The 15,824-nt window shown below is 70.3% G+C and carries 16 protein-coding genes and 1 rRNA gene; 3 read left to right on the forward strand and 14 right to left on the reverse strand.

Features of this window, described 5'->3' with window-relative positions:
* The 6 genes from AXK60_RS04835 to AXK60_RS04860 all read right to left on the reverse strand — a co-directional run.
* Positions 1–239 (reverse strand): 16S ribosomal RNA (locus tag AXK60_RS04835); the annotation flags it as partial.
* 818 nt (positions 240–1,057) lie between these two features.
* Positions 1,058–2,344, reverse strand: a complete 1,287-nt coding sequence (gene tyrS, locus AXK60_RS04840) for a tyrosine--tRNA ligase (RefSeq protein ID WP_068570020.1) — start codon at positions 2,342–2,344, stop codon at positions 1,058–1,060.
* A gap of 24 nt (positions 2,345–2,368) precedes the next feature.
* The gene (locus AXK60_RS04845) at positions 2,369–2,953 is read right to left on the reverse strand and encodes a DNA-3-methyladenine glycosylase (protein WP_068569983.1); all 585 of its coding nucleotides are present in this window, start codon (positions 2,951–2,953) and stop codon (positions 2,369–2,371) included.
* Entirely contained in the window at positions 2,950–3,156 is a 207-nt protein-coding gene (locus AXK60_RS04850) for a Trm112 family protein (RefSeq protein WP_068569984.1), read from the reverse strand. The genes AXK60_RS04845 and AXK60_RS04850 overlap by 4 nt, the downstream gene beginning before the upstream one ends.
* Before the next feature lie 9 nt (positions 3,157–3,165).
* Positions 3,166–4,239, reverse strand: coding sequence for an NAD(P)-dependent alcohol dehydrogenase (locus AXK60_RS04855; protein WP_068569985.1), 1,074 nt, complete (start codon positions 4,237–4,239; stop codon positions 3,166–3,168).
* Positions 4,236–4,730 (reverse strand): DUF4334 domain-containing protein, encoded by a 495-nt coding sequence (locus tag AXK60_RS04860; RefSeq protein WP_068569986.1) that lies wholly within the window; start codon positions 4,728–4,730, stop codon positions 4,236–4,238. Before AXK60_RS04860 ends, AXK60_RS04855 begins: the two co-directional genes overlap by 4 nt.
* Before the next feature lie 153 nt (positions 4,731–4,883).
* Here AXK60_RS04860 and AXK60_RS04865 point away from each other — a divergent pair, with 153 nt between their 5' ends.
* The 3 genes from AXK60_RS04865 to AXK60_RS04875 are packed head-to-tail and all read left to right on the forward strand — an operon-like array spanning position 4,884 to position 6,966.
* Complete coding sequence (locus tag AXK60_RS04865; protein WP_068569987.1) at positions 4,884–5,615, forward strand: ABC transporter ATP-binding protein; 732 nt, start codon at positions 4,884–4,886, stop codon at positions 5,613–5,615.
* Positions 5,612–6,370 carry an ABC transporter permease gene (locus AXK60_RS04870; RefSeq protein WP_068569988.1) on the forward strand — a complete coding sequence of 253 codons (759 nt, stop codon included), beginning with the start codon at positions 5,612–5,614 and terminating at the stop codon, positions 6,368–6,370. The genes AXK60_RS04865 and AXK60_RS04870 overlap by 4 nt, the downstream gene beginning before the upstream one ends.
* Positions 6,367–6,966: a TetR/AcrR family transcriptional regulator gene (locus tag AXK60_RS04875; RefSeq protein ID WP_068569989.1), complete on the forward strand. Its 600-nt coding sequence runs from the start codon at positions 6,367–6,369 to the stop codon at positions 6,964–6,966. The genes AXK60_RS04870 and AXK60_RS04875 overlap by 4 nt, the downstream gene beginning before the upstream one ends.
* A gap of 58 nt (positions 6,967–7,024) precedes the next feature.
* Here the strand turns inward: AXK60_RS04875 and argH are convergent, their stop codons facing one another.
* From argH to argC, 8 genes are read right to left on the reverse strand one after another with little or no spacing between them, the layout of a single operon-like run.
* Positions 7,025–8,473 (reverse strand): argininosuccinate lyase, encoded by a 1,449-nt coding sequence (gene argH / locus AXK60_RS04880; RefSeq protein ID WP_244881028.1) that lies wholly within the window; start codon positions 8,471–8,473, stop codon positions 7,025–7,027.
* 33 nt (positions 8,474–8,506) lie between these two features.
* Positions 8,507–9,928, reverse strand: coding sequence for an argininosuccinate synthase (gene argG / locus AXK60_RS04885; RefSeq protein WP_068569990.1), 1,422 nt, complete (start codon positions 9,926–9,928; stop codon positions 8,507–8,509).
* 35 nt (positions 9,929–9,963) lie between these two features.
* The gene (locus AXK60_RS04890) at positions 9,964–10,449 is read right to left on the reverse strand and encodes an arginine repressor (RefSeq protein ID WP_068569991.1); all 486 of its coding nucleotides are present in this window, start codon (positions 10,447–10,449) and stop codon (positions 9,964–9,966) included.
* 13 nt (positions 10,450–10,462) lie between these two features.
* A complete protein-coding gene (gene argF / locus AXK60_RS04895; RefSeq protein WP_068569992.1) occupies positions 10,463–11,413 on the reverse strand; it encodes an ornithine carbamoyltransferase in 951 nt (316 codons plus the stop codon).
* Positions 11,410–12,612 (reverse strand): acetylornithine transaminase, encoded by a 1,203-nt coding sequence (locus AXK60_RS04900; protein WP_414929987.1) that lies wholly within the window; start codon positions 12,610–12,612, stop codon positions 11,410–11,412. The genes argF and AXK60_RS04900 overlap by 4 nt, the downstream gene beginning before the upstream one ends.
* Positions 12,609–13,526, reverse strand: a complete 918-nt coding sequence (argB, locus tag AXK60_RS04905; RefSeq protein WP_068569994.1) for an acetylglutamate kinase — start codon at positions 13,524–13,526, stop codon at positions 12,609–12,611. The genes AXK60_RS04900 and argB overlap by 4 nt, the downstream gene beginning before the upstream one ends.
* Complete coding sequence (gene argJ / locus AXK60_RS04910) at positions 13,523–14,731, reverse strand: bifunctional glutamate N-acetyltransferase/amino-acid acetyltransferase ArgJ (protein ID WP_068569995.1); 1,209 nt, start codon at positions 14,729–14,731, stop codon at positions 13,523–13,525. The genes argB and argJ overlap by 4 nt, the downstream gene beginning before the upstream one ends.
* Complete coding sequence (argC, locus tag AXK60_RS04915) at positions 14,728–15,762, reverse strand: N-acetyl-gamma-glutamyl-phosphate reductase (RefSeq protein ID WP_068569996.1); 1,035 nt, start codon at positions 15,760–15,762, stop codon at positions 14,728–14,730. Before argC ends, argJ begins: the two co-directional genes overlap by 4 nt.
* Positions 15,763–15,824: the final 62 nt, after the last annotated feature.

Raw genomic sequence — 15,824 nt, forward strand, 5'->3', positions numbered from 1 at the left:
CTGATAGGCCGCGGGCCCATCCTGTACCGCAAAAGCTTTCCACCAAACCCCATGCAGGGAAAGGTCATATCCGGTATTAGACCCAGTTTCCCAGGCTTATCCCGAAGTACAGGGCAGGTCACCCACGTGTTACTCACCCGTTCGCCACTCGTGTACCCCGAAGGGCCTTACCGTTCGACTTGCATGTGTTAAGCACGCCGCCAGCGTTCGTCCTGAGCCAGGATCAAACTCTCCATAAAAAACACTAGAAACACAAGGTTTCAGCATAATCCAGGAAATCCTGAACAAAACGAAACCACTGACAAAAATCAATGATTCCAGAAATACATCTCGCAAAGAAATAAACGAGAAAAGCCACAACACAAACAACCAAAAATTTGATTGTCCATGCGTGCCAAAAAATTTTGGCACTGACAATTTCATCGACACACTGTTGAGTTCTCAAAGAACACGCCAAACGCGGCCGCCCACACCACACAAACCGAAGCCCGTGCCTATCGTGTGAACCGCACCTTCGCAGGCAGTCCATGCTACTCTCTCCAAACCACCCAGTCAAAAACCCTGGCCGGCCCGCTCGGAGCAACCGTTCAAGCTTAGCAGATCGGAATTCCGTGTGCAACTCGCTCTCGCGGGCCACTCTCGGAAGCACTTCGAACCGCTCAACCGCACGTTCAGGCGCCCTCGACCGTGTCATACGTTCGAGAGGCGATCTCCCCGTGGAGGCTGGCTGCTCGGAGCAACCGTTCCAGCTTATATCGGAGTCGATCTCGGTGTCAAACCGGGGCTCGGCTCCATGTTGTCAAGCTGTCAGAATTTCTACCGTCTGACCTGGGCTTTTCGGCCCCGTCCTGGTCGGTGTCGCTCTGACTTCGAATAAGTTACGCACCGTGGAACGGAAGCACAAATCCGCAGGTCAGCGCGTAACGTTCCGTTCATCTACGCAGGTCAGCGGCTCGTCCCCGGGAACGCACCGTCGAATCCCATGAATGTGATCCGCAGCACAAAGGCCGCCCCGCGCTCGATGGCGGGACGGCCTCAGTGATCATGACCAGGGAATTCAGGCGATGCGAGCACCGGCGAAGGACTTCTTACCTCGACGGAGGACCAGCCACTGCCCGTGCAGGAGGTCGCTCGGTGCCGGCTCCCACTCCTCCGACTCCACCTTCACGTTGTTGGCGTAGGCGCCGCCCTCCTTCACGGCACGGCGCGCGGCGCCCTTCGACTCGCACAGCCCCGTCGCCGTCAACAGGTCGATGATCGTCCGCGGCTCCCCCGCTGCCACCTCGACCACCGATGCCTCGGCGAGCGCGGCCGCGAGCGTCCCCTCGGGGAGATCGGCGAGATCGCCGCGACCGAACAGGGCCTGCGAGGCGAGCTCGGCCGCGCGGGTGTGCTCCTCCCCGTGGACCAGCGTCGTCATCTCGGCGGCGAGCCGCTTCTGCGCCGTGCGCCGCTGAGGTGCCTCTGCGGTCTCGCGCTCCAGCTCGGCGATCTCCTCCCGCGTGAGGAAGGTGAACCAGCGCAGGTAGCGGATCACGTCGGCGTCCGCGGTGTTCACGAAGTACTGGTACCAGGCGTACGGGCTGGTCAGCTCGGGGTCCAGCCACAGCGAGCCGCCGCCCGTGGACTTGCCGAACTTCTTCCCGTCCGACGACGTGACGAGCGGCGTCGTCAGCGCGTGCACGTGTCGGCCGTCGATCTTCCGGTTCAGGTCGACCCCGGATACGATGTTGCCCCATTGGTCGGAGCCGCCGATCTGCAGCGCGCAGTCATAGCGGCGGGAGAGCTCCACGTAGTCGTAGGCCTGCAGCAGCATGTAGCTGAACTCGGTGTAGCTGATCCCGTCCGACTCGAGGCGGCGCTTGACGGTGTCGCGCGCGAGCATGACGTTGATCGAGAAGTGCTTGCCCACGTCGCGCAGGAAGGTGGGCACGTTCATCTGCCCGTGCCAGTCGAGGTTGTTGACGAGGATCGCGCCGTTGTCGCCGGTCAGCCCCTCGTCACCGGAGAGCGCGACGAACCGTCGCAGCTGCCCGTCGATCTTCGCCGCCCACTCGGCCACGGTGTCCGCCGAATTCAGGACCCGCTCCCCCACGTCACGCGGATCGCCGACCTGGCCCGTCGCCCCACCGCCGAGGACGATGGGCCGGTGCCCGGCCTCCTGGAAACGGCGCAGGGTCAGCAACTGCACCAGGTGGCCGGCATGCAGCGACGACGCCGTCGGGTCGAAGCCCGCATAGAGCGAGATGCTCCCCGCGTCGAGGCGTTCCCGCAGCGCGTCGATGTCGGTGGACTGCGCGATCAGGCCGCGCCAGGACAGTTCTTCGAGGATGTCAGCACTCACGCGCTCCATTGTGACGCAAGGGACCTACCGGCTCACCGAAGGATGACCCTCCAGCCACAGGCGCCAGGGCAGGTCGACCGCCTTGGAGATGCCGATGCGCGGCCCCACGGCAACCGGACCGCGCCGGGCGGCGAGATCGAGGCGCACCGTCGACCCCGGATCGAGGAGGTCGATGCCCTTGTCCGCGAGGGATATCCCGAGGGCCTGGCCGAGCCGCCCGGGGCCGGCGGCGAGGCGTTCGTCGCGGTCGCGCACGCCGCGCCGCGCTCGGACGTGCTCCGCGCCGTCGAGGATTTCCGCGGCGCGCATGAGCACCCCGCTCCCCGTCCCGTCGGGACCGGCGGTGACGTTGATGCAGGTGTGGATGCCGTACGAGAGGTACACGTACAGGTGTCCGGCCGGGCCGAACATCACGTGATTACGGGGCGTGGGGCCCGGGTAGGTGTGCGCGGCGGGATCGGGCCACGGCCCGTCGGCGGGCGAGCCGTACGCCTCGACCTCGACGATGCGGGCCCGCACGTCACCCACCGTGAGAACGGAGCCGAGCACGAGCCGCGCGGCGTCGAGGGGGTGGCCGGACAGCCGCTCCCGCGCGCGCTCGGGCGTCACTGCGCGGCGCGGGCCAGGATCGCCTCGTGCTCGGCGGCGTCCACGTCCCGCGCCTCGCCGATCAACAGCACGGGCAGGCCGTCCTCGATCGGGTAGGCGCGGCGGAGGCGCGGGTTGTAGAACAGCTCGTCCGGCACGTACAGCAGCGGTCCCTTGTCCTGCGGGCAGGCGAGGATCTTCAGCAGCGTCGCGTCGATGGCCATGCGCCCATGTTACCCAGCGGGGAGCCAGACCGGCTTGACCGCGGTGCCCTCGCGGGCCGCGGCCCAGGCCTCGTCGAAGTCGGTGAACGCGGTGACCAGCCGGTCGACGGGGAGACGCCCCTCCGCAACGGCCGCGGCCAGCTCCGGGAGGAACTCCGACGGCTCCGAGTCCCCCTCGATCACGCCGATCACGCGCAGTCCGCGGGACATGATGAGCAGCACGGGGAGCTCCGCGGACGCCTCTCCCAACCCGACCACTGCCACCGTCCCCCGCGGGCGCAGCGCGAGGACGGCCTGGGTCAGGGCATCGGGCCGGGCCGTGGTGTCGACCGCGGCGTGCGCGCCGCCGCCCGTCGCGTCGATGACCTGCTGCGCGGCCTGGGGCCCGGCCTCGACCGCGTGGGTCGCGCCCAGTTCCAGCGCGAGCGCGCGGCGATCCGCGCGCGGGTCCACCGCGACGATCGTGCCCGCCCCCGCCAACTTCGCACCCATCACCGCCGCGAGCCCGACGGCGCCGGTGCCGAACACCACCACCGACTCGCCCGGCTGCACCTTCAGCGCTCGGGTCACGGTGCCGACGCCCGTCTGGATGCTGCATCCGAGCGGCGCCGCCAGCTCGAGGGGCAGGTCGCCGATCGGCACGGTGTTGCGGTCGGTCGCGAGCGCGAGCCCCGCGAAGCTGGACTGGCCGAAGAACCCGCCGGTCACGGCGGTCCCACCCGAGCGGATGCCGGGCAGGCCCAGATAGTTCAGCACGATCGACTGTTCGCAATAGCCCGGCGTGCCGGCCGCACAGAACTCGCAGGCGCCGCAGCTGTCGAAGGTCAGCGACACCCGGTCGCCGGCGCGGACCGTCGTCACGTCGGGCCCGACGGCCTCGACGACGCCCGCACCCTCGTGCCCCAGGATCACCGGCATGCCCTGCTCGGGCCAGTTCGCGGCCAGGGTGAGGTCGGTGTGGCACACGCCCACGGCGTGGATCCGGACCAGGACCTGGTGCCCCGTCGGGTCCGGTACCTCCACTTCCAGGTCCGACGGTGCCGCCCCCGGCTCGGCCACCACGCGCGCGACGGTGCGGTTCACCGGACCGCCTCCGCGCAGCCGCCGCCCGTGTTGCTTCCGGGATCGCGCTCCAAGTAGAAGTAGAAGTACGGCGCGACCAGCTGCTTTCCGGTCATGATGCCCATCACCGTGTCGTCGTCGACCTTGACGAAGTGGTCGATCACGGGCTGCCCGTCGTAGACCATCGACGCGGTGACGCGCCCCTCGAAGTCGATGAGGCGCAGCGTCGCCTCGCCCTTGCCCAGCGCGACATTGGAGAACTTCACGCCGTTCTCGTCCAGGCACACCAGTGGCTGCACGTCGACGGCGGAGCGGAAGCTCTTGCCGTACCACCGGGCCTTGCCCAGCGCGCCGTCCATGGGGTGGCCCGACAGGAGCTCGCCGCCGCGCCAGTCACCGAACAGGAAGTCGATCGACACCGGCTCGAGCTGCGCGAACAGCGCTGCCAGCTCGTCGGGATCGGTACGGCGTGGCTCGTCGATGAGCCCGCGGACGGTCTGCGCTGCGGTCATGCCTCGCATGTTATCCGATGTTCTCTGACGCCAGGGCCGGAATCGGAACACGTTCCATGAAGCCCGCGAGCGGAACCTTGACACCGCCTCGCACCGAGGCGCAGAATTCACTGATGGATGAATTCATCCATCAGTGAATTACTTGGAGGCGCGATGACCAGCGCGATCACCCTGTCCGGGCTCACCGTGGTCCGCTCGGGCACCACCGTTCTCGACCACCTCGATGCCGAAATCCCCGCGGGCGCCATCACCGGCCTGCTCGGTCCCTCGGGGTCCGGCAAGACCACCCTGATGCGGGTGATCGTGGGCGCACAGCGGATCACCGGCGGCACGGCGACGGTGCTCGGCCGACCCGCGGGAGACTCGGACCTGCGCGCCCGCGTCGGCTACACGACGCAGTCCCCCGCGGTGTACGGCGACCTCACCGTCGCGCAGAACGTCGAGTACTTCGGCGCGCTGTACCCCGGGCGGCGCGCCTCGGCGCGGGCCGACGCGGCGGAGGCCATCGACGCCGTCGGACTCGGCGCGTTCGCCGGCCGCCGGGCCGACGCGCTGTCGGGCGGGCAGCGCTCGCGGGTGAGCATCGCGTGCGCGCTGGTCGCGCACCCCGAGCTGCTCATTCTCGACGAGCCCACCGTCGGCCTCGACCCGCTGCTGCGCGCCGAGCTGTGGGAGCGCTTCGCCGCCATGGCGGCCGCCGGCACCACGCTGCTGGTCTCCAGTCATGTCATGGACGAGGCCGCCCACTGCGCCCGCCTGATCCTGCTCCGCGAGGGTCGGCTAGTGGCCGAGCTCGCACCGTCGGACCTGCTGACCCGCACCGGAGCACCCACCCTGGACGACGCCTTCCTCGCGCTCGTCCGCGACCAGGAGGCAGCGGCATGAGCACCGTCCTCAACCCGAGCATCACTCGTGCGACCGCGGTCCGCGTGGTGCGACAGCTGCGCGCGGACCCGCGCACAGTCGCGATGATCGTCGTGGTCCCGACGGCACTGCTGGCGCTGCTCTTCTTCCTCTACCGCGACTCCCCGGGCGGCTCGGCGGTCTTCAGCCGCATCGCCCTGGTGCTCCTCGGCGTGCTCCCCTTCGCGTTGATGTTCATCGTGACCTCGATCGCGATGCAGCGCGAGCGCGTCTCCGGCACGCTCGAGCGTCTGCTCACCACGCCGCTCGCCAAGGCCGATCTGCTGCTGGGCTACGCCGCTGCGTTCTCCCTCGCGGCGACGGCGCAGGCGGCGGTCGCGACGGCGGTCGCGAGGTACCTGCTCGGCATGGACACCGCGGGCAGCGTGTGGCTGGTGGTGCTCATCGCCGTGGTCGACGCCTGGCTCGGCGTCGCGCTCGGGCTGCTGTTCAGCGCGTTCGCGCGCACGGAGTTCCAGGCGGTCCAGTTCATGCCGATCGTCGTGGTGCCGCAGCTGTTCCTGTGCGGACTGTTCGTCCCGCACGACGCGATGCCCGGCTGGCTGCAGGGCATCGCCGACGTCCTCCCCATGACCTACGCCGTCAAGGCCCTGCAGGAGGTGGGTGCCCACACGGCCGCGACCGGGACCATGTGGACGTCCCTCGCCGTGGTCGCCGGCTTCGCCGTCGCGGCGCTCGCCCTCGCGGCGGCGACGCTGCAGCGCAGGGTCGCGTGAGCGCGGGCCGCTCGGGGCGACGGTCCGGAAGCCCGGACACCCGCGCGCAGATCCTCGACGCCGCCCGGGCGGGGTTCGCGCGTGGCGGCCTGGCGGGGACGACGGTGCGCTCGATCGCCGAGGCGGCCGGCGTGGATTCCGCGCTGGTGCACCACTACTTCGGCACGAAGCAGCAGCTCTACCTCGCGGCACTGGAGATCCCCGTCGACCCGGAGTTCGTGCGCGCGCCGCTCCGGGACGCGCCGCTCGACGATGCCGCCCGGGCACTGCTGCGCGCCCTGCTGACGATGTGGGACGGGCCCTTGCGCGACGTGGGCGTCGCGGTGATCCGCACCAATCTCGGCAACGGCGGCGACCCCGCGATCGTGCGCGGCTTCCTGCTCGAGATCGCGCTGGCCGAGCTCATCGGCCGCATGGACGCGGGCCCCGGCGACGGGGCCCTCCGCGCGAATCTCGTGGCGGCCCAGGTGTTCGGCCTGCTCGTGGCGCGCTACGTCGTGGGCTTCGAGCCCCTCGCCTCGCTCACCGTCGACGAGGTGGTCGACCTCGCCGCGCCCCCGCTCCAGCAGGTGATCACCGGCCCTCTCCCCAATTGAACACCGTTATGGAGAGAAAACCCGCAGGTCGGATTCTCCATAACGGTGTTCAATTCGATCAGGCGGTGGCCCAGGTGCGCAGGGCGGGGAGGGCGGCGGTCACGCGGTCGAGTTGCGCCGCCACGGCCGACGGTGCCGTGCCGCCCCGGGCGCTGCGCGAGGAGACGGAGCCGCGCACCGTCAGGACCTCGCGGACCTGCGGGGTGAGCGCGGGATGGATCGCGGCGAACTCCTCGTCGGTGAGACCGTCGAGACCGACGCCGCGCGACTCGGCGGCGCGGACGCACTCCCCCGCCGCCTCGTGCGCGACACGGAACGGGATGCCCTGCCGCACCATCCACTCCGCGACGTCGGTCGCGAGCGTGAACCCCGCAGGGGCCAGCTGCCCCATGCGGTCCGCGTGGAAGGTGAGCGTGGCGGTGAGCCCGGCGACGGCCGGCAGGAGCTGCCGCAGCTGCTCCACCGAGTCGAACACCGGCTCCTTGTCCTCCTGCAGGTCGCGGTTGTACGCGAGCGGCTGCGCCTTGAGCGTCGCGAGGAGGCCGGACAGGTTGCCGATGAGGCGGCCGGCCTTACCGCGCGAGAGCTCCGCGACGTCCGGGTTCTTCTTCTGCGGCATGATCGAGCTGCCGGTGGACCACGCGTCCGCGAGGGTCACGTAGCCGAACTCGGCGGTGCTCCACAGGATCACGTCCTCCGACCAGCGGGACAGGTCGACGGCGATCTGCGCGAAGACGTACGCCGCCTCGGCCGCGAAATCCCGCGACGCGGTGGCGTCGAGGCTGTTGTCCGCCGCGGAGTCGAAGCCGAGATCGGCCGCGATCGCGTCGGGGTCGAGCCCCAGCGACGATCCGGCGAGCGCACCGGATCCGTACGGCGAGACCGCGATCCGCTTGTCCAGGTCCTGCAGCCGCTGCACGTCCCGCAGCAGCGGGTGCGTGTAGGCGAGCAGGTGGTGGCTGAGCAGGATCGGCTGCGCCGCCTGCAGGTGCGTCTTGCCCGGCAGGATCGTCTCGGGGTTGGCCTGCGCCTGCGCGACGAAGGCGTCCACCACGTCGAGCACGCCGACCGCGACGAGCCGCACCGCGTCGCGCAGCCACATCCGGAACAGCGTGGCCACCTGGTCGTTCCGCGACCGGCCGGCGCGCAGACGCCCGCCGACCTCGGCGCCCGCGCGCTCGATCAGCCCGCGCTCCAGCGCGCCGTGCACGTCCTCATCGGACTCCGCCGGCCCGAATGCGCCGGACGCCACGTCGGCCCCGAGCTGATCCAGTGCCGCGAGCATCGAGGCCAGATCCTCGTCGGACAGCAGTCCGGCGCGGTTCAACACGCGGGCGTGCGCCTTCGAGGCCCGCACGTCGTACGGGGCGAGCGCCCAGTCGAAGTGGGTGGACTTGCTCAGCGCGGCCATCGCCTCGGCGGGGCCGGACGCGAACCGTCCGCCCCACAGGCTGCCCTCGTTGGTGCCGTGCTTGATGGCCGGCTCGCCGGCGTGCTTCTCGCTCACTGGCGTTGCACTCTCTTCCGCGGTCTGGGTGGACTAGTCGGTGCCGAGGTCGAACGCGGCGTGGTTGCTGGCCTCGTCGAGAGCCGACGGGATCTGCTCGCCGCCGGAGACGATGGCCTCCGCGCCGCCCCGCTCCAGCTCGCCGACCAGCGCGGCGGTCTCGCCCGCGACGATGCCCTGCGCGGCGTACTGCTCCAGCCGCGAACGGGAATCGGCGATGTCGAGGTTGCGCATGGTGAGCTGGCCGATGCGCTCGTCGGGGCCGAAGGCGGCGTCACCCACGCGCTCCATCGAAAGCTTCTCCGGGTGGTAGCTCAGGTTGGGTCCGGTGGTGTCGATGATCGAGTAGTCGTCGCCGCGGCGCAGGCGCAGCGTGACGGAGCCGGTGACGGCGGACGCGACCCAGCGGATGATGGCCTCACGCTGCATCAGCGACTGAGGATCGAGCCAACGGCCCTCGTACATCAGGCGGCCCAGGCGGCGGCCCTCGTTGTGGTACGTGGCGATGGTGTCCTCGTTGTGGATCGCGTTCACGAGGCGCTCGTAGGTCGCGTGCAGCAGCGCCATGCCGGGCGCCTCGTAGATGCCGCGCGACTTGGCCTCGATGATGCGGTTCTCGATCTGGTCGGAGATGCCCAGGCCGTGGCGGCCGCCGATGCGGTTCGCCTCGCGGACCAGCTCGACCGGGTCGGAGTACTCCACACCGTTGATCGCCACCGGCACGCCGGCCTCGAAGGTGACGGTGACGTCCTCGGTCGCGATCTCCACCGACTCGTCCCACGGGGCGACGCCCATGATCGGGTCGACGATGAGCACGCCGGTGTTGAGGAACTCCAGGTCCTTGGCCTCGTGCGTGGCGCCCCAGATGTTGGCGTCGGTGGAGTAGGCCTTCTCGGTGGAGTCGCGGTACGGGAAGCCGTGCGCGACGAGCCACTCGCTCATCTCCTTGCGGCCGCCCAGCTCGGTGACGAACTGCGAGTCCAGCCACGGCTTGTAGATCCGCAGCGCGGGGTTCGCCATGAGGCCGTAGCGGTAGAACCGCTCGATGTCGTTGCCCTTGTAGGTGGAGCCGTCGCCCCAGATGTCGACGCCGTCCTCCTTCATGGCCCGCACCAGCATGGTGCCGGTCACGACGCGGCCGATCGGGGTGGTGTTGAAGTAGGTCTTGCCGCCCGAGCGGATGTGGAAGGCGCCGGTCTGCAGGGCGGCGATGCCCTCCTGCACCAACAGCGGCTGCACGTCGACGAGGCGCGCGATCTCGGCGCCGTACTCCTTCGCGCGGTCCGGCACGGCGTCGATGTCCGGCTCGTCGGGCTGGCCGATGTTCGCCGTGTACGTGCAGGGCACGGCGCCCTTGTCGCGCATCCAGGCGACGGCCACGGAGGTGTCGAGGCCGCCGGAGAAGGCGATGCCGACGCGCTCGCCGACGGGCAGGGTGGAGAGGACCTTAGACATGGTCGATAAGCCTATCTGGTGGAGGGTGTTCGGATTCAGGCGAGCGCCACGAGCCGCTCGGCGAGGTCCTTGCCGGTCAGGGGCTCGCGCGCGACGACGAGCACGGTGTCGTCGCCGGCGACGGTGCCCACGACCTCCGGCAGCGACGACCGGTCGAGTGCACTGGCGAGGAAGTTCGCCGCGCCCGGCGGGGTGCGCAGGACGCAGATGTTGCCGCTGTGGTCGGTGGAGACGAGCAGTTCCCCCAGGAGGCGGGAGAGCCGCTCGGTGCCGCCGGACACGCCGCGCACGGGGGAGCCGTCCTCGGGGACCACGTACACGCCCGTGCCGCCGTCGGCACCGCGCAGCTTCACGGCGCCGAGCTCGTCGAGGTCGCGCGAGATGGTGGCCTGCGTCGCCTCGTAGCCGCCGCGCACGAGGAGCGCCTGCAGCTCGGCCTGGCTGCGGACCTGGTGGTTGGCGAGGATCTCGACGATGGCCGCCTGCCGCCCCGCGCGCGTGGCCAGCGGCTGATCGGTCATGCCGCCGCGCCGGTCACGAGTGCTCCAGCAGCCAGGCGAGCAGCGCCTTCTGGGCGTGCAGGCGGTTCTCGGCCTCGTCGAAGACGGCGGACTGCGGGCCGTCGATCACCTCGTCGGTGATCTCGTCCCCGCGGTGCGCGGGCAGGCAGTGCAGCACGATCGCGTCGGGGTCCGCGTGCGCGAGCAGTTCGGCGTTGATCTGGTACGGCCGGAAGGGCGCGTTGCGATCGATGCCGTCGTCCTCCTGCCCCATCGACACCCAGGTGTCGGTGACGACCACGTCGACACCCGCCACCGCGAGGACGGGATCGGAGATGACGCTGACCTCGGCCCCCGTCTCCTTGGCCCGGGCCCGGGCCGCCTCCACGAACCTCTCGTCCGGCTGGAAGCCCGACGGTGCGCTGATGGTCACGTCCATCCCGGCGGTCACGCCGCCGAGCATGTAGCTGTGCGCCATGTTGTTCGCGCCGTCGCCGAGGTAGGTCAGCTTCAGGCCGGCGACCGACGCTCCACTGCCATCGGCCCGCGCCTCCCCTTTTCGCTCGGCGATCGTCTGCAGGTCCGCGAGGATCTGGCACGGGTGGAAGTCGTCGGAGAGGGCGTTGACGACGGGCACCGTCGAGTACTCGGCGAGCTCCTCGAGACCCTCCTGCGCGTAGGTGCGCCAGACGATGGCGTCGACGAACCGGGACAGCACCCGGGCGGTGTCCGGGAGGGACTCGTCGCGGCCCATCTGCGTGGACTTGGTGTCGACGACCACGGCGTGGCCACCGAGCTGCGCGACACCCACGTCGAAGCTGAACCGCGTGCGGGTGGAGTTCTTGTCGAACAGCACCGCCACGCCCTTGGGGCCCTCCAGCGGGCGCCGCGAGAACGGCGCCGCCTTCAGCTCGGCGGCCAGCGCGAGCACCTCGCGCTGCTCGGCGGGGCTGAGATCGTCGTCGCGGAGGAAGTGGCGGATCATGAGTTCTCCTGGGCTGCATCGAGAAGCGCGGGAAGCGCGGTGAGGAAGCGGTCCGTCTGCTCGTCGGTGAGGACCAGCGGCGGGGCGAGCCGGATCACGTCGGGCTGCGCGGCGTTGAGCAGGAAGCCCGCGTCGCGGGCGCCGGTCTCGATCGCCTTCGCGACCGGCTCTGCGAGCGTGATCCCCAGCAGCAGACCGGAACCGCGGACCCCGGTCACCAACGGGTGGCCGAATCCCTCGACGGTGGCGGCGATGTGCTTGCCGAGGGCGTCCGCGCGCTCCGCGAGGCCCTCGGACTCGATCACGTCGAGGACGGCGTTCGCCGCTGCGGCCGCGACCGGATTGCCACCGAAGGTGGTGCCGTGCTGGCCCGGGGTGAGCAGCTCGCCCGCGGCGCCGACGGCCACCGTCGCCCCGATCGGCAGCCCGCCGCCGAGCCCCTTGGCGAGCGTGAAGACGTCCGGGGTCACGCCGGCACGCTGGTACGCGAACAGCGTTCCCGTGCGGGCGATCCCGGTCTGCACCTCGTCGAGCACGAGGAGTGCGCCCGCGTCGGTCGCGGCGGCGCGGGCCTCCGCGAGGTAGCCCTCGGGCGGGACCACGACGCCGTACTCCCCCATGATCGGCTCGAGGAAGACCGCGGCCACCTCGCCGCCCTCCGGGGCGGTCGCGGACCGCAGTGCGGCGGCGTCGCCGTAGGGCACGTGCGTCACCGACGCGATGAGCGGTTCGAAGGGCTCCCGCTTCCCGGGCTGGCCGGTCAGTGCCAGCGAACCCATGGTCCGGCCGTGGAAGGCGCCCTCGGCGGCGATCATCCGCGTCCGGCCGGTGCGCCGGCCGATCTTGATGGCGGCCTCGTTGGCCTCGGCGCCCGAGTTGCTGAAGAACACCCGCGTGCCCGGGACGCCCACCGCCTCGGTGAGCCGCTCGGCGAGGCGGACGACGGGCTCGCTGATGTACAGGTTCGAGACGTGCCCCAGGGTCGAGACCTGCTGCGTCACCGCCTCGATGATCTTCGGATGCGCGTGGCCGAGCGCGTTGACGGCGATGCCGCCGAGCAGGTCGACGTACTCCTTGCCGTCGGCGTCGGTCACCGCTGCGCCACGGCCGGACACCAGCGCGACGGGTGGGGTGCCGTAGGTGTTCATCAGCGCGGCGTTCCACCGCTGCTGCATCGTTTCGTTCGTCATGTGTGTCAGATCCAGGTCTTCTCAGGGTGATTCGGGCCGGCCTTCGGAGCGGTCACCATCGTGCCGATGCCCTTGGTCGTGAACAGTTCGAGAAGCACGGAGTGCGGCACCCGCCCGTCGATGACGTGCGCGGTGGGGACGCCCCCGTGCACGGCTCGCAGACACGCCTCCATCTTCGGCACCATTCCGGAGTCGAGGCTCGGCAGCAGGGCGGTCAGCGCGTCGGTGTCGATCTCCGAGGTCAGCGAGGACCGGTCGGGCCAGTTCGTGTACAGGCCCTCGACATCGGTGAGCACCACCAGCTTCTGCGCGCCCAGCGCCTCTGCCACGGCGGCCGCGGCCGTGTCGGCGTTGATGTTGTGCACCACCCCGTCGGCGTCCGGCGCGATCGTCGAGATCACCGGGATGCGGCCGGCGGCGATGAGGTCGTTCACCGCCTCGGGGTTGACCTCCGTGACATCGCCCACGAGCCCGATGTCGGTCGGGGCACCGTCGACCACGACCTCCCGCCGGGTGGCTGTGAACAGGTGCGCGTCCTCGCCGGACATACCGACGGCGAAGGGACCGTGGGAATTGATGAGCCCGACGAGCTCCCGGCCGACCTGGCCGAAGAGCACCATCCGCACGACGTCCATCACCTCGGGCGTGGTCACCCGGAAGCCGCCCCTGAACTCGCCCTCCATGCCGAGCCGCTTCAACATCGCGTTGATCTGCGGGCCGCCGCCGTGCACGACGACGGGGTGCAGGCCGCAGGTGCGCAGGAACACCATGTCCTGGGCGAACGAGCGCTTGAGGTCGTCGTCGACCATGGCGTTGCCGCCGTACTTGACCACCACGGTCTTGCCGTGGAAGTCGAGCAGCCACGGCAGCGCCTCGGCGAGCACGCCCGCCTTGTCGAGCGGGGTGAGATCTGGTGCGCTCATGAGGAGTACGCCGAGTTCTCTTCGACGTACGCGTGCGAGAGGTCGGTGGTGCGGATCGTCGCGGTGCCGCGTCCGAGACCCAGGTCGACGGTGACGTCGATCTCCGGCCCGGAGAGGTCCACCTCGCGCGCACCCGGTACGCCGCAGCCCTTCTCGGCGATGGGCTGCCCGTTGAACGAGACGGTCAGCCGGTCGTGGATCAGCTCGATCGGGGCGATGCCGATCGCCGCCATCACCCGGCCCCAGTTCGGATCGCTGCCGAACAGCGCGGTCTTGACCAGGCTGTCGCGGGCGATGGCCCGGGCACCGATCAGGGCCTCCTCCTCGGAGACGGCGCCGGTCACGGTGATGAGGATCCGCTTGGTCACCCCCTCGGCGTCGCCCTGCAGCTGCGCGGCGAGATCGTCGCAGACCTCACGCACCGCGGCGTTGAGTTCCTCCTGGGTGCAGGTCTTCTCGCTCGCCCCGCTGCTGAGCAGCAGGACGGTGTCGTTGGTGGAGGTGGCACCGTCCACGTCGAGCCGGTCGAAGGTGTAGCCCGTGGCGTACCGGAGGGCCTCGTCGAGCTGCTCCGGCGTGGCGTGCACGTCGGTGGTGAGCACCACCAGCATCGTGGCGAGCGACGGGGCCATCATGCCCGCTCCCTTGGCCATGCCGCCCACGTTCCAGCCACCGGAGTGGTGCAGCGCCGTCTCCTTGGGGACGGTGTCGGTGGTCATGATCGCGTGCGCCGCGTCGGTGCCGCCCGTGAGGCCGCCGCCCATCTCGTGCACGATCTCGGTGACGCCGGCGAGCACCTTGTCCATGGGCAGCCGGTCGCCGATGAGGCCGGTCGAGCAGACCGCCACCTCACCCGCGCCGGTCTCGGTCCCCCAGTGGCTCAGGACCTCCGCGACCTTCTCCGCCGTGGCGTGCGTGTCCTGGAAACCCCCGGGGCCGGTGCAGGCGTTGGCGCCGCCGGAGTTGAGGATCACGGCCCGCAGGTGGCCGTCCCGGAGCACCTGCTCGCTCCACAGCACGGGCGCGGCGCGGACCTTGTTGCGCGTGAAGACGCCCGCCGCGGCGTAGTGCGGGCCCTCGTTGAAGACCAGCGCGAGATCGGGCTTGCCCGACACCTTGATCCCCGCCGCGATGCCCGCGGCCTTGAAGCCCAACGGCGCTGTGACGCCCTGGTTCCGGACGAGTTTGAAGCTCCCAGCGGTCACGGTGCGACTCCTACGATGCTCAGGCCCGCGGTCTCGGGGAAACCGAGCGCGAGGTTCATGGACTGGACGGCAGCGCCGCCGGTGCCCTTCGTGAGGTTGTCGATCGCAGCGGTGGCGATGAGCCGTCCCGCGCGCTCGTCGACCGCCACCTGCACCTGGACGGCATTGCTGCCGAGCACCGACTTCGTCTGCGGCTGCGCCCCTTCGGGGAGCAGGTGCACGAAGGGCTCGTCGGCGTACGCCTTCGCGTAGACCTCCCGGGCCTGCGCGGCGGTCACCGTCGTCGGCGCGGAGACGGTGGCGAGGATGCCCCGCGCCATCGGCACCAGGACCGGTGTGAACGACACGGTGACGGGCGAATCCGCCACGGCCGAGAGGTTCTGGGTGATCTCGGGGGTGTGCCGATGTGTTGTCACGCCGTACGCCCGCGCCGAACCGATCGCCTCGGAGGCGAGAAGGTCCGTCCGCAGGGACTTCCCGGCGCCCGACGTGCCGCTCACGGCGACGACGGTGACCTCGGGCGCCACGATGCCGGCCGCGACGGCGGGCAGGAAGGCGAGGGTGGACACCGTCGGGTAGCAGCCCGGGACGGCGATGCGCGACGCCCCGGAGAGCACCTCCCGGTTGCCCGGGAGCTCCGGCAGGCCGTAGGGCCAGGTTCCGGCGTGCTTGCTGCCGTAGTAGTGCTCCCACTCGCCCGCGTCCTTGAGGCGGTAGTCGGCGCCGCAGTCGATGATGAGGGTCGACGGGGGCAGCGCCTCCGCGATCTCGGCGGACTTGCCGTGCGGCAGGCCGAGGAAGACGACGTCGTGGCCGCGCAGCGTGTCCGGCGTGGTCTCCTGCAGGATGCGGTCGGCGAGCGGCAGCAGGTGCGGGTGGTGCTCGAAGAGCGTGCTGCCGGCGTTGCCGCCGGCGGTGAGCGCACCGATCGTGAGCTCACCGGAGGTGTACTGCGGGTGGCTGCACAGCAGCCGGAGGATCTCTCCCCCGGCGTAGCCGCTGGCACCCGCGATCGCCACGGAAACAGTCATGCGATGATTATGCACCATCATGCAAGCCTATTCATAGAACCGTGCGTATCCGCCACGCCGTG

It is taken from the genome of Tsukamurella pseudospumae, from assembly GCF_001575195.1.
Lineage (GTDB): Bacteria > Actinomycetota > Actinomycetes > Mycobacteriales > Mycobacteriaceae > Tsukamurella > Tsukamurella pseudospumae.